Consider the following 12,973-nt stretch of genomic DNA (forward strand, 5'->3'; position numbering starts at 1 on the left):
CCGGTGCAACGGTGGTCAGGCGACCGCCATTTCCGCAAGCTGAGCCGTGAAGACAACCTCATCGGCATTCGCCGAGCAGGAGAGCGCCATCCCGGACTCATCAGCCAGAAGAACTGTGTAATAGGGCTGGATGGAGTGCGCATCGATAGCCTCGTCCAACTCGCCCGAGTGAATCTCGAGGAACTTCGGCGGGACACGCACCATCCGGCCACGGCTCACAAGGCGAAACTTTGGATCGGTATCCAGTGTCTCAAGGATCACATCAATTTCGCCGCCACGCGGGATTGCCCCATAGGCAACAAGAAACAGGTTCAGCAACAGCTTGACCTGATTCTTCGGGATGATCGCGCGCGGGCCGGACCACTTCACTTCGGTCTTTTTGTCTGCGGACACGTAATCAAGCACGGCCTTTTCAGCTTCGCCGGTGTCAATCGATGCGCCGACCGAACCGGATGCACCAAAGGCAAGCCGTGCAAATTTGAGCCGGACCGAGGCATTGAGCGCACTGGTTCTAATCAGATCCATCGCGTCTTCATCCGCGCCGCCCTCGTCGAGCAATTCAAGCCCGTTGTTGATAGCACCCACCGGCGAAATGATATCGTGGCACACACGACTGCAAAGCAATGCCGCAAGATCAGGGCCAGCCAGGGTCAGATTCTTGTTCTTCGCCATTAAAATCTCCTATTGCCAGCACGGTGCCGAATCATTGTAACGGCAAAATTGCACCGGGCGGCTATTATCGCAAGCGCAACTGACGCCAAGGCTTCGGGTTATTGCAAGCCTTTTACAGACAAAACGCGCCTGCCCCAAAGACACCACATTTGGTAAACCGCTTATTAAGATCAGCGCGTCACAATATGATCACTGTTTCCTGCGGTATCTGCCGTCCCATCAACGGAGTGGACCTCATGATCGCGTCCTGCTTTCGCCCCCTCGCCTCGCTCTTTCTGCCGCTGCTTCTGGCTGTCGGCCTGACATCAGGCGCTTTCGCCCAGAATGCGGCCAATTCATCGCAATACACTGCCCAGGAGATCGTTGACGCTGGTCATGGTTTCTTCGGGGCCACCTCCGGTGGTCTCGCCAAGGTGGTCGAAAAGGCCTTCACCTCCTACGGGCTTCCCAATGGCTACATCCTGGGCCAGGAAGCCTCCGGCGCCTTCATTGGTGGACTGACCTATGGCGAAGGTGAATTGTACACCAAGAATGCTGGCCAGCATAATGTGTTCTGGCAGGGGCCCTCTCTTGGCTGGGATTATGGCGGCAACGGCAACCGCACCATGATGCTGGTCTACAATCTGCCAAGCATCGAAGGTGTCTACGGCCGCTTTGGCGGTGTCTCGGGCTCGGCCTATGCCATTGCAGGCCTGGGCATGACCGTGCTTCAGCGCAACGGTGTGCTGGTGGTGCCCATCCGCACCGGTGTGGGCGCGCGCCTCGGCCTCAATGTCGGCTATCTCAAGATGACAGCTTCACCGACCTGGAACCCGTTCTAAACCTTCCATTTCTGTGAATGTTCTTGAAAGGCGGTTCCAAAAGGCCGCCTTTTCTTTGCCGCCAATGCCCCCAATGCACCAATCTGCTTGCTGATCAGCTGTGGTCGTGCTTAAAGCACCCTCACATCCGTCAGGGCGTTTCGGCCCGGATTTTGAGGGTTTGAATACGCCGTGATCGAGTTTGTCCTGCTGTTCGGATTGGGCTTTTTGGCCGCTGCGCTGGTAGCACTGATCGTGGCGCCGATTATTCAGCGCCGGGTGGTCACCCTTACGGAGCGGAGGATCCGCGCCAGTGTTCCATTGTCTGCAGCCGAGATCCGCGCCGAAAAGGACATGGCCAGGGCAAGCTATGCCGCTGAAAATGCCCGGCTTGCGGTCGACCTCAAACAGAAAAGGGAAGCGCTGACCGAAGCGACGGCACGCAGCACGCGCCTGAGCAATGAGCTCGTCGCGATCCGCGCCGAAAAACTGGCGGCCGAACAAACCATCGAGGAGCGCGATGCAAGCATCCGCGACCTCAGTGCTAAAGTGCACAAAAGCGATGATGACATCACAAGTCTGACCGGAAATCTCGCCGCCGCCATCCGTCTCACCGAGCTCCGCAGTCAGGAAATCGCCGAGAAGGAAGACACGATCAACCGTCTCGGCGCCGAGATCGAGGAATTGCGGATCGATGTCGCCACACTCGACACCGAAGCTGAAAATTTCAAGGCCCAGATCAATGAGCTGAGAGACGAACGCCGCACCTTGCGCGACACTCTCCAGGAGACCGAAGAGGCCAAACAGGAACTCGTCTTCAGGCTCAAGCGCGATGAAAGCCGGCTGGCGGAAGCCGAAGCCAAGCTCGCAAAGGCAATCACCACCCTCACCGACCGCGAAAACGCGCTGGATCGGCGCGTGTCGGAAATGGACCGTTTGAAGCAGAAGAACCGCAGCCTTTCAGAAGAACTCGCCGCCGCCAAACGCGATCGAACCGCAGCGGAAATGAACAGGGCCCAGGTCCGGACATCAGAACCAAAGACGCCGGCCGTCTCCAACGTCACCCCGATCTCCGCGCGCAAACCCGCGCAGACCGAGACGAAACAGGAAACCACCGAACCGGCTCCCAAGATCAACTCCGTTCAAAAGACCGGGCCCGTTCCGAAAGTCGAGCCAGTTCAAAAAGCCGAACCCGTTCAGAAGGCCGAGCCTGTTCGCAAAGAAGAACCATCCCCTGCTTTCTCCGACAGCGAGAAGGTCGACCGTTTGCGTGCGCGTCAGGCTGCATTGACCGAACGGCTGTTGAAAGCCGACAAGAGCGGCAACGATGCCGCATTGCGCCAGGAAATCGCCACGGTCGCGGCCATGATGGTGGAATTGACAGCCGGACGCGATGGCACGGATTCGCCAATTGCCAAGATCCTCGCCGGCAGCGAAGACCAGTCCAGATCTGCAGGTTCCGGTCCGAGCCTTGCGGCCCGCGCCCGCGAAATGATAGCCGCCTCGCAATCCTGAAGCGGTTTCAGTCCCAGATTTGTCAGCGCCCGATCCGGCCCATGGTCTTGGCGATGTGCCAAAGCGCAATACCGCTCGTGGTCGCCACATTGAGGCTGTCGAGCCCCGGCGCCTGCTCGATCCGGAGGGTGGCGAGAGCATTCAGCAGCTCTTCAGGCAATCCCTCGCCTTCCGTTCCCAAAAGCAGCACCTGGCGGCGGCCGGGCTGAAACCGGCTCAGCTCTTCCGCTCCGCGCGGCGACAGCCCGACGACTTCAAAACCGTGGCTGACCAGCTCGCCTACCAAAGCCAAAATCGAACCGCCCCGGCAGAACGGAACCCGCAGTGCGGCGCCGACCGAGACGCGGATCGCCTTACGGTACAGCGGATCACAACAGCTTTGATCGAGCACCACCGCATCCGCGCCGAACACCCCGGCATTGCGGAAGATGCCGCCGACATTGTCATGATTGGCAATGCCGCAGGCCACCACGACCAGGGCCTGATCCGGCAGGCCTTCGAGAAATCCGCCAAGCGACGGCGGCGGCAGGTGACGGCCAAGGGCGAGAATGCCGCGATGCATGGCAAACCCCACTGCAGCGTCGAGCACCTCGCGGCCCGCCACATAGACCGGGCAATCCGCGTCCAACCGGTCGATCAGATCGCCCAGCCCCTCGATCCGGTTTTCCAGGAACAACACCTTCTCGATAACAAAACGCGCCTCACCGCGCCCGCTTCCGGCGTCATCCAGCACATCGGTCAGCGCCTGCAGAACCACCCGTCCCTCGGCAATGAAACGGTCGCCCCGGCCCGCGAGATCGCGGTCGCGCATCGCGGTGAATTCAGCAATGCGGGGATCCGCGGGATCGGTGATGCGGATCGTGCGGTCTGGCCAGGAGCCAGCTGTCACCATTGTCAGCGCGAAATCACGACGACGTCGCTGACGATCCGGCCCAGCGACACATCGTGAATGATCAGGCGCTGCGAACCATCGGCGGCGCGGCCGAAAAAGCCGATGCGGACACCGTCAAGCGCCACGCTTTGAACGGCAAACCCCTGCGGAAGCGTTGCCACCGCCTCGTTCACATCATCGCCCGGCAGCGCCATCGTCGAGCCTGCCGCGATCTGGCTGCCACTGCCCGACGCATCCTCCTGCGTGAATTTGTAGACAATTGCGCCAAGCACCGCCATAAGACCGATGAACATGATGCCGATTGACACCGCCAGCAGCCGCACCATCTTGCGCCGCACTTTCTCCATGTCCGGATCGAGCGGTTTCTCTTCGAGATCGTCCTGGTTGACTTGCGACATTTTTATTCCTTGCCGGGCGGACCCTGAATTTGAAGAACGCGACACCGTTTAGCGAAGCAATGCCCGATAGGGAAGCCCAACAGGGCCATGAAACCCTGGTGGTGGGCGAAGACGCCGCAGGCAGGCTTGATGCGTGGCTGGCCGAGGCGCTCGCGCCCGGTCTGTCGCGCAGCCGTGTCAAGGCATTGATCGAAGCCGGCGCGGTCTCAGTCAACGGTACGCCGGCCCGTCAGGCCAAGCACAAGATCAAGCCCGGCGACGAGATCAGCCTGGTGGTGCCGGACCCCGAGGATCCGGAGCCCGAGGGCGAGGACATTCCGCTGAGCATTCTCTATGAGGATGCGGACCTGATCGTCATCAACAAGCAGGCCGGGCTGGTGGTGCATCCCGGCGCCGGCAACTGGACCGGCACGCTGGTCAATGCGCTGATCCACCATTGCGGCGACAGCCTCTCGGGCATTGGCGGCGTGCGCCGGCCCGGCATCGTCCACCGGCTCGACCGCGACACCACCGGGGTGATGGTGGTCGCCAAACACGACCAGGCGCACCGTCATCTCGCCGACCAGTTCGCCGATCACGGTCTGACCGGACCGCTGGAGCGCGCCTACCAGGCCGTCGTCTGGGGCAAGCCGGCCGGCCTCAAGGGCACCATTGACGCGGGCCTCGGCCGCGCCCGCGACCGCATCCGCCGTGCCGTCCGCACCGATGACGCCCCCGATGTGCGCCATGCGGTGACCCACTATCTGGTGCGCGAGCGCTATGGCGAGAAGCCCGACGGCACCTGCGCCGCGACGCTGGTGGAATGCCGGCTCGAGACCGGCCGCACCCACCAGATCCGTGTGCACATGGCCCATATCGGCCATCCGCTGATCGGCGACGAGGATTACGGCGCAGGCTACCGCACCAAGGCCAACCGCCTGCCCGAGCCGTTGCGCGGGATTGTCGGTGATTTCAAGCGCCAGGCCCTGCATGCCTTTCTTCTGGTGTTCGAGCACCCGGCAACCGGCGAGACCATGCGCTTCGAGGCCCCGCTGCCTGATGACATGGAGCAGATGCGCGCGGCCTTTGCGGCGATCTGAGACAACGTCCGCCCCCAACATCCGGCCCCGACATCCGGCCCCGACCGGCAACCGCTCGTAACGGGAATGTGAACCCACCGCAGCCCTCCCGTCTTGAACCCGGCTTTTGCCACAATTAGATGGGATATAGCTGTGCCCGGAGGCGTGTGACGATCCGGGCCACAGGGCTTGCCGCAAGGAAGCCTGACGATTGCAAAAAGGGGGTGCTGATATGGCCCAGACAAGTTTGCCAACCATTTCCGCCGGCGAGAACGGTCTTAACCGCTATCTCGCCGAGATCCGCCGGTTCCCGATGCTGGAGCCGCAGGAAGAATACATGCTTGCCAAGCGGTTCCTCCAGCATGAGGACACCAAGGCCGCGCACAAGCTCGTCACCAGCCACCTCCGGCTGGTCGCCAAGATCGCCATGGGATATCGCGGCTACGGCCTGCCGATCGGGGAAGTGATCTCCGAAGGCAATGTCGGGCTGATGCAGGCGGTCAAGAAATTCGATCCCGAGCGCGGTTTCCGCCTCGCCACCTACGCCATGTGGTGGATCAAGGCCTCGATCCAGGAATACATCCTGCGCTCCTGGTCGCTCGTCAAGATGGGCACCACCGCCAACCAGAAGCGGCTGTTCTTCAATCTGCGCAAGGTCAAAAGCAAGATTCAGGCTGTCGAGGACGGTGATCTGCGCCCTGACCAGGTGGCCGAAATCGCCACCAAGCTCAACGTGTCGGAGGAGGAGGTCATCTCGATGAACCGCCGCCTCTCCGGAGACGCCTCGCTGAATGCGCCGATCAAGGCCAGCGAGGGCGAATCCGGCCAGTGGCAGGACTGGCTGGTCGATGAGTCCGACAGCCAGGAAGACATGCTGGTCGAACAGGACGAACTCGAAAGCCGCCGCGCCATGCTCAAATCCGCCCTCGAGGTGCTCAATGAGCGCGAAAAGCGGATCTTCGAGGCCCGCCGCCTGCGCGACGATCCGATCACGCTTGAGGATCTCTCGGGCGAATTCGACATCAGCCGCGAGCGCGTCCGCCAGATCGAGGTCCGCGCCTTCGAAAAGGTCCAGGACGCGGTCCAGAAGGCCGCCGCCGCCAGCGACAAGGCGCTCGTCTCGGTCGAAGACTGACGGCCCCGCCAGACTGACATCGAAACCCCGGAGGCGGCGGCGCTTTCGGGGGTTTTTTGTGGTCTGCGACATGCTTCCGAGGCAACTCCGATCACCCGTCATACCGGACTCGATCCGGTATCCAGCCCGCCCAAGTCCTTGGGCGGAGAGAGTCTCTTGACCCGGCAGACGCCGGGTCGCTGGATGCCGGATCAAGTCCGGCATGACGGTTGTGAGATCACGCGCGCCGCTCAAGTCCGAACCCACACCCCACACCAAAACCCCGCGCGCGAAAAATCCGCCAGCGGCTTGAGGCATTTGCGGGTCCGGGCAAAGGCCGGACTGTGGGGCGCGGGCGAAAGGCCCGTGGTGGCATGCAGAAATTGGCTTGGCGCGTTTCACCCGCGCCCCACCGGTGAGGGATGCCCGCGCCTTCCGGGCGCGAGGCCGGCCCTCCTTCAAGCGAAACCAGGCTCAAGCCCTGGGCGGTTTCGTCACGTTCGCCCCTTTGGGGAGCGAACCCCGCCCTCTCCCACCCGGCACCAGAGGGTAAGCTCCATCCGGTGCGGCAGGGACGTGTCAGGCCGGCATCCGGGGTGACGCCGCATCGCGTGGGGGCCCGGCCGGCCCTCACAACCATGCGGATCAGACGCCGCCGGCTGCACCCCTTTAATAAAGGACGCAACCGGTTCCGGCCATTCGCGCGACATGCCCTCGCCCCATCCACCGCGATGGGACAGGCCCCCGCGCTGGCCGGGGACAGGCTTCGCAAGCTCCCGGCCCGCAGGTACGGCCCCCGCAAACCGGCACTCACCGCCTCCCGCCAGCCAAAGCTCCGTTCGCTCCGGCCATCCGTTGGGACGGAAGGTGGGACGAGTATCGCATGGGGGGAGAGGGTGGGGAAAAAGTGGCAGGACTTTTTTGGTGGGGGAATTGGGACCAATGTCGGCAATGTAACCTGTCAGGCGGCTCATCGGAACAAAGCCCGGAAGCGAACATTCGGTGTTGACGGGCTCAACGTCATTTCCGGCCCTGAGCGGACGTTCGTGCCGAACAAAATGGCTGTCATGAAGGGGCCCGTTTCCGACCTCGCGTTGGTCGCTGCGGCCACTGGCGACACAAACGTCAATGGCCGCAGCTTGAGTGCTAATCGCTCCAAACGATGCCGCTGTAGTCACCGCGCAGTTGAAGTGTCACTGTGATGGGCTGATCATCACGGTTGCGCCAGAACCAGCCGTGATCGCCCGCAAATGGGGTCTCGAAGCTGCCTTCACCCGAAGTTTGGCCACGGCCCTTTTCATAGGTTACGGCCTCGCTGCCAGCATGGGCGTGCAGATCGAAATTGACCCGTCCCCCTGTCGCAACCCACGCATAGGTCAGCGTCGCACCGGCCTCCATGGTTGCCTTCACTTCGGTGGAAGCGCCAGGTTCTAGCGTGAAGGTCAGCTCGTCTGTCCATGCCTCTTGCGCATGAGCAGCTGAGACAAACAGGCCAAACACACTGTCCATCAGCGACGATGAGGCATCATCACCATGGAGCAGGCGGTCAGCTTCGGCTTCCGCCTCCAGCTGCTGCTTGATTTCGCCCATCTCGGTAAGGCCGAGAACGCTGCCAACACCTGTTGGATCGATGCCGTACTCGGCTGGCAGGTAAACCATCACGCCGATGGCTGCAGCGCCAATGACGGCGATCACCGTCGCGCGACGCAACTGCGCATTGGTTGGAAGGTCTTCGAGTTTTGGTTGTGGTGCATTGTACATTTGTATCTCCAATCCTTAGGTGTTGGCGATGTAACCGGCGATTTGCTGATAGGTGAGCAACACGCCAAGGAAGACCATGATGATGTTTGCGAAAGAGGCCTGTCGCACGAAATTGGGGCTTCTGCGCCAATATCCCATGACAATCAGGATGACGAACAAAGCCAGGAGCTGGCCGAGTTCCACGCCTACGTTGAAGGCGAGAAGGTTGGCCAGAAGTCCATCCTCGGCAATCTGGTACTCGAGGATTTTTGAGGCGAGACCTGTGCCGTGAAACAGGCCGAAAACCAATGTTGCGACCTTTGTGTCGGGCTGGAAGCCAAACCATCTCTGGAACGCGCCAAGGTTATCGAGAGCCTTGTAGACGACCGACAGGCCGATGATGGCATCGATGATGTAGGCGTTGATGCCCCAGCCAAACCAGACACCCAAGAGCATGGTGACGGAGTGGCCGACAGCGAACAGGGTGACGTAAATCGCAACGTCCCTCATGTGGTAGAGGAAGAAGACCACACCTAGCAGGAAAAGAATGTGGTCATATCCCGTTATCATGTGCTTTGCGCCAAGATAGATGAACGGGATGATGTGAACGCCGAAGATTTCCTGGATGTATCCAGCGTCTCCGGGCGTGACGTCATGGGCATGGGCGGTGGCAGCAAATGCAACGAGCATTGCGAGAGCCCCACCGGTTGGGATCAGCACATCCCGTATCGCATGCGACACGCGCGCCGATCCATCGAATCGGTTGATGGTCATTTCAGATTTCCGTTTGTTTGAGGTGTCGGGTGGGTGCGCCCAATAAGGCGCTACATCAAACGCGCGGAGGTCGATCCAGGTTGAAATTTCGGCGGCTGACCATGGTATCGTCCGTCATGGTCCGGTCAACGCTCGGGGCCATTGCAGCCGTTCCATCCAAACGTGGTGGCAGGGATAGCACGTTGTGATCATGTTCCGAGAAGTCATGCGAATGGCCATGATGGTGGTGGAGCAGGTCTCGGATATCCTCGTGGGCATGGCCATGCATGGCGATTTCCGCCTTATGCTCAGCTACAACTTGCAGGATGTCCAGAGGCTCGTGGGCAACACCGCGTGCACCTGCGGACGCGACTATGCCGACCATCAACGTAATGGTCAGTATGGCTCGCAAGAAGGATTCTGCATGCCTGCGCATTCTGACCTTTCAAATCACCGAAGTCGGTTGTTTGAATCGCATATAAGACAAAGCGTTTCAACCGTTGAGCCTATTCTCGCGGTACATTCGCTTTGTTCGCATAGTTGAACCCGGCTGGGTTCCGCCGCGAACGCCCACTCTCCGCCCTCTCAGGACCTTGTTACGTAACACGACGAATGGCTGTTCATGGGAGATGGAGCAAGCATTGCGAACCGCCGGCACAAGGGCACGAAACGGCCATCTGCCAGCATGCTGATATAAGCCTCCAACATCACCCAAAACAAAACCCCGCCCATCCGTTGCAACGGAAGGCGGGGTGAGTGTCGCCAGCGATGAGGAGCGCGGCGGACAGGCGGGAAACCGAAGCCTCCCGCCGTGCAAGGTTATTTTTCCGAAACGACCGGGGTCTCATGGATGTGGGCACCGGATTCTGCGCAGTCGAGCATGAAGCCTGCCACCGTGCTGCGGCGGATCATCATGCCCGGTTTCGGATCTGTGGCGGTTCCGACGATCAGCTTCTTTTCCTTCTCGCTGTTGGACAGGCCCATCGCCCGCACCAGCGTCCAGGAGGCGTTCGAGGCGCGGAAGGCCTGTTCGACGCTGTTGTGGTCGGCATAGGCATAGCCGAGATTGGTCCGCTGGATCAAAAAGCGCATGATCCAGGGTGCGGTGTCGAAACTGTCGCCAACGCCGGCAGCCGAGAGGAAGACCACCCGCTTTTCACCCAGCGCGATGATGTTCTGCGCGACCTTGGTGAGAATTTTCTCCTTTGTCAGCGGCTTCGCCCAGGGCGCATCGGAGCTGCGCGGATTGTTCAGCGCCACCAGAATGGCCTCACAGCCTGCGGCCGCGATTGCGAGATCATTGGCATCGGTCGGCGTGCCCTTGATGATGGTCAGATTTGCCTGGGCGGCCAGGCTGTCGGGGTTGCGCGCCAGGGCGACGACCTGATGGCCACGGGCCAGGGCCTGTTCGAGAATGAATTTGCCGGTGCGCCCGCTGGCGCCCAAGATAAGAAGTTTCATGTTTGTGTCCTTTCCGGGAGGGCTCGGCTTCGACCCGAGCCAGGCTTGGCTGTGTTGGTTAAGGGGTGTGGGTTCAGGATCGTGTCTTGAAGGGGGTTCCAGTGGCGCCGGGTCCGGGCGCAGCTAGCCGAATCTGTAGTTCGAGACGGTGATGCCGGTCATCTCGCTGGTGTGATGGTAGATCCGCTCGGCCGGCTCGTTCTCGGCCGCACCCAGCGCCACGAAAATCGGCACCAGATGGTCCTCTTCGCGATGGCAGATCCGGGCAGCGGGTGCCTGTTCCCAGTCGATCATGGCCTGACGCCGGGCGTCGGGGGCAGCCATCATCGAGTGGTACAGCCAGGCATCGAAATCGGCTGATGGTGCTGCCCCACCCCCGCGCATCAGGGAAAGATTGTGGAAGCTGAGGCCGGAGCCGATGATCATGATCCCTTCATCGCGCAGCGGCCTGAGCGCCCGGCCGATCGCTATGTGATCCGCCGGGTCATAGGATCTGAGCATCGAGACCTGGAAGATCGGCACGTCGGCTTGCGGGTACATCACCTCCATCGGCGCAAACAGCCCGTGATCAAAGCCGCGGTCGGGGTCGATATGGGCCGCGATCCCGGCCTCCTGCAGAAGCTTGAGCGTCCGCGCAGCCTCATCCGGCGCGCCGGGTGCGGGATAGGTGATCTCGTAGGTATGGGGCGGAAAGCCCGAATAATCGTAGAGCATCGGCGGCCTGGCGGCCCCCATGATGCCCACATCATCCTCTTCCCAGTGGCCTGAGATCATCAGGATCGCGCGGGGCTTTTCGCCATGGTCGGCGACCATCTGCTTGAGTGACGTCTCCAGCGTTGCAAAGAACTCGCGCATCGGCGGAACCCAGGGCCAGGGGCCGCCGCCATGCGAGATGAAATAGGTGGGAAGGGCGCGTGTCATTCAAGCCTCGAACCGGTGAAAAGACAGGCCGCAAGGGCCTATCCTGTATGCAGAGGGAGAAGCGGGCGGGTGTCTTACGCCGTTTGTTACGACCGGGGCGCAATCGGCGCCTTGTGGCCGCGGCCCCACAGGACGATCAGCGAAAGGGCGATGTAGACGGCATTCGTCGGCAGCACCATAAACTCGCCACGGGAAGCATGGAAAGCGATGGCAATGATCTGCAGCAGCACACAGCAGGCTGCGGCAATCACGGTGAGGCGCGGCATGATCCGTGTCAGCGACGGCAGCAGAAGGCCGAGCCCGCCGGCAAGGTCGATCGCACCGATCATGCGCACGAAGCCTTCGGAATACTCCCCGGTCCATGGCATCATCGCCGACAGCTCGGGGATCGGGGTTCCGAGTTTCATGACGCCGGCCATGATGAAGGCGGCGGCACCGAGAACCTGGGCGATCCAGATTCCAATGTTGGCGCCTTTTGAGACACCATTGAGATTTGCGGTTGCGGTGGTCATCGGGGAAGCCTTTTGCCTGAATTTCGGTGGTTGACGCTTGCCGAGAGTGATAGCTGGAAATATTGAGCAAAAAAAATAGAGATAGTTTTTAAGAACATCTTCGAATAAATTGAACGTTATGGACGCCATCACGCTTGATCAGTTCACCGTTTTTCTCACCATCATCGAGGAGGGAAGCTTTGCTGCGGCCGCCCGCAAGCTCGGACGCGCGCAATCGGCCATCACCTATGCGGTGCACAAGCTCGAGGACCAGTGCGCGGTGCAGCTGTTTGACAGGACCGCCTATCGCCCTGTTCTGACCGAGCAGGGCCGCGCCCTGCTGCCGCGGGTCCGGCGCATCATGGAAGATCTGGGCGAATTCCGGATTCAGGCAAAGAGCATGTCGCAGGGCATCGAGGCCGAGCTTGTTCTGGTGGTGGAAACCTTCATCCATCTTTCGATGGTGGCACCCGCGCTCAGCGCCTTTCACGTAAAATTTCCCATGGTGCAGCTCAAAATCATCTCGGTCCGGCCGCAAGATGCCTCCCGGCAGCTGCAGGAACACGACGCCGATCTCGGCCTGTTCATGCTGGCACCAAAGCCGCAGACGGATCTAGAAAGCCTGCTGGTCGCGGAAATGGATTTCCTTGCCGTGGCAGCTCCCGATCACCCGCTTGCAAAACTGCCGCCGCATTTCCCCAAGGAAGCGATGCGCGACCATCTGCAGATCGTCGTCTCCAACCCCAAGGCACCAGACGATGCCACCATCTACGGCGTTGTCGGGGTCAACCAGTGGCGCGTCAGCGAAGTGCGGCTGCGCTATGACTTGATCAAGCAGGGGGTCGGCTGGGGATCGATGCCGCGGCCGATGGTCGAGGCCGATCTGGCACGCGGAGACCTCGTCGTCCTGCAGCCGGCACAATGGGATTCCTCCAACATCATGCCACGGTTCAAGACCGTGGTTGCAAAACACAAGGACCGAGCCCTGGGACCCGCGGGCACATTCCTGATGGCCGCCATGGCCCAGGAGCTACCGGGCGACATGTCCGCCCCGGGTTGAGCTTTGCCGTCGAACCTCGGGAATCCCGCCTTACAGAATTGTAAGGTAGACCGGAGCGTGCCGTAACCTGGCCCATCCATCTTGGGTCCATCGAAAGA

At 61.0% G+C, this 12,973-nt stretch carries 13 protein-coding genes; 5 read left to right on the top strand and 8 right to left on the bottom strand.

Annotated features, from left to right (window positions below):
* Positions 1-15: 15 nt before the first annotated feature.
* On the bottom strand, positions 16-672 hold the full coding sequence (gene chpT / locus HPDFL43_RS17710; protein ID WP_007198770.1) for a histidine phosphotransferase ChpT: 657 nt from the start codon (positions 670-672) through the stop codon (positions 16-18).
* A 236-nt stretch (positions 673-908) separates the two neighbouring features.
* Between chpT and HPDFL43_RS17715 the strand changes: the two genes are divergently transcribed.
* Positions 909-1,493, top strand: a complete 585-nt coding sequence (locus HPDFL43_RS17715; RefSeq protein WP_040450460.1) for a DUF1134 domain-containing protein — start codon at positions 909-911, stop codon at positions 1,491-1,493.
* 171 nt (positions 1,494-1,664) lie between these two features.
* Positions 1,665-2,987 carry a coiled-coil domain-containing protein gene (locus HPDFL43_RS17720; RefSeq protein WP_007198772.1) on the top strand — a complete coding sequence of 441 codons (1,323 nt, stop codon included), beginning with the start codon at positions 1,665-1,667 and terminating at the stop codon, positions 2,985-2,987.
* A gap of 22 nt (positions 2,988-3,009) precedes the next feature.
* Here the strand turns inward: HPDFL43_RS17720 and HPDFL43_RS17725 are convergent, their stop codons facing one another.
* Positions 3,010-3,879 (bottom strand): TrmH family RNA methyltransferase, encoded by an 870-nt coding sequence (locus tag HPDFL43_RS17725; RefSeq protein ID WP_007198773.1) that lies wholly within the window; start codon positions 3,877-3,879, stop codon positions 3,010-3,012.
* A gap of 2 nt (positions 3,880-3,881) precedes the next feature.
* On the bottom strand, positions 3,882-4,277 hold the full coding sequence (locus tag HPDFL43_RS17730) for a hypothetical protein (protein ID WP_007198774.1): 396 nt from the start codon (positions 4,275-4,277) through the stop codon (positions 3,882-3,884).
* 59 nt (positions 4,278-4,336) lie between these two features.
* Here HPDFL43_RS17730 and HPDFL43_RS17735 point away from each other — a divergent pair, with 59 nt between their 5' ends.
* Both HPDFL43_RS17735 and rpoH read left to right on the top strand, forming a co-directional pair.
* Entirely contained in the window at positions 4,337-5,356 is a 1,020-nt protein-coding gene (locus HPDFL43_RS17735) for an RluA family pseudouridine synthase (RefSeq protein ID WP_007198775.1), read from the top strand.
* Positions 5,357-5,567: 211 nt separating this feature from the next.
* On the top strand, positions 5,568-6,470 hold the full coding sequence (gene rpoH / locus HPDFL43_RS17740) for an RNA polymerase sigma factor RpoH (protein ID WP_007198776.1): 903 nt from the start codon (positions 5,568-5,570) through the stop codon (positions 6,468-6,470).
* A gap of 1,125 nt (positions 6,471-7,595) precedes the next feature.
* Here the strand turns inward: rpoH and HPDFL43_RS17745 are convergent.
* The 5 genes from HPDFL43_RS17745 to HPDFL43_RS17770 all read right to left on the bottom strand — a co-directional run bounded on the left by HPDFL43_RS17745 (position 7,596) and on the right by HPDFL43_RS17770 (position 11,836).
* Entirely contained in the window at positions 7,596-8,210 is a 615-nt protein-coding gene (locus tag HPDFL43_RS17745) for a hypothetical protein (protein WP_007198777.1), read from the bottom strand.
* Positions 8,211-8,225: 15 nt separating this feature from the next.
* On the bottom strand, positions 8,226-8,963 hold the full coding sequence (locus HPDFL43_RS17750; protein ID WP_007198778.1) for a HupE/UreJ family protein: 738 nt from the start codon (positions 8,961-8,963) through the stop codon (positions 8,226-8,228).
* Between the two features lie 798 nt (positions 8,964-9,761).
* Positions 9,762-10,403 carry an NAD(P)-dependent oxidoreductase gene (locus HPDFL43_RS17760; protein ID WP_007198780.1) on the bottom strand — a complete coding sequence of 214 codons (642 nt, stop codon included), beginning with the start codon at positions 10,401-10,403 and terminating at the stop codon, positions 9,762-9,764.
* Positions 10,404-10,526: 123 nt separating this feature from the next.
* The gene (locus HPDFL43_RS17765; RefSeq protein ID WP_007198781.1) at positions 10,527-11,324 is read right to left on the bottom strand and encodes a DODA-type extradiol aromatic ring-opening family dioxygenase; all 798 of its coding nucleotides are present in this window, start codon (positions 11,322-11,324) and stop codon (positions 10,527-10,529) included.
* 86 nt (positions 11,325-11,410) lie between these two features.
* On the bottom strand, positions 11,411-11,836 hold the full coding sequence (locus tag HPDFL43_RS17770) for a DoxX family protein (RefSeq protein ID WP_007198782.1): 426 nt from the start codon (positions 11,834-11,836) through the stop codon (positions 11,411-11,413).
* Positions 11,837-11,954: 118 nt separating this feature from the next.
* Between HPDFL43_RS17770 and HPDFL43_RS17775 the strand changes: the two genes are divergently transcribed.
* Positions 11,955-12,875: a LysR family transcriptional regulator gene (locus tag HPDFL43_RS17775; protein ID WP_007198783.1), complete on the top strand. Its 921-nt coding sequence runs from the start codon at positions 11,955-11,957 to the stop codon at positions 12,873-12,875.
* The last annotated feature ends 98 nt before the right edge of the window (positions 12,876-12,973 follow it).

It is taken from the genome of Hoeflea phototrophica DFL-43, from assembly GCF_000154705.2.
Taxonomy (GTDB): Bacteria; Pseudomonadota; Alphaproteobacteria; order Rhizobiales; family Rhizobiaceae; genus Hoeflea; species Hoeflea phototrophica.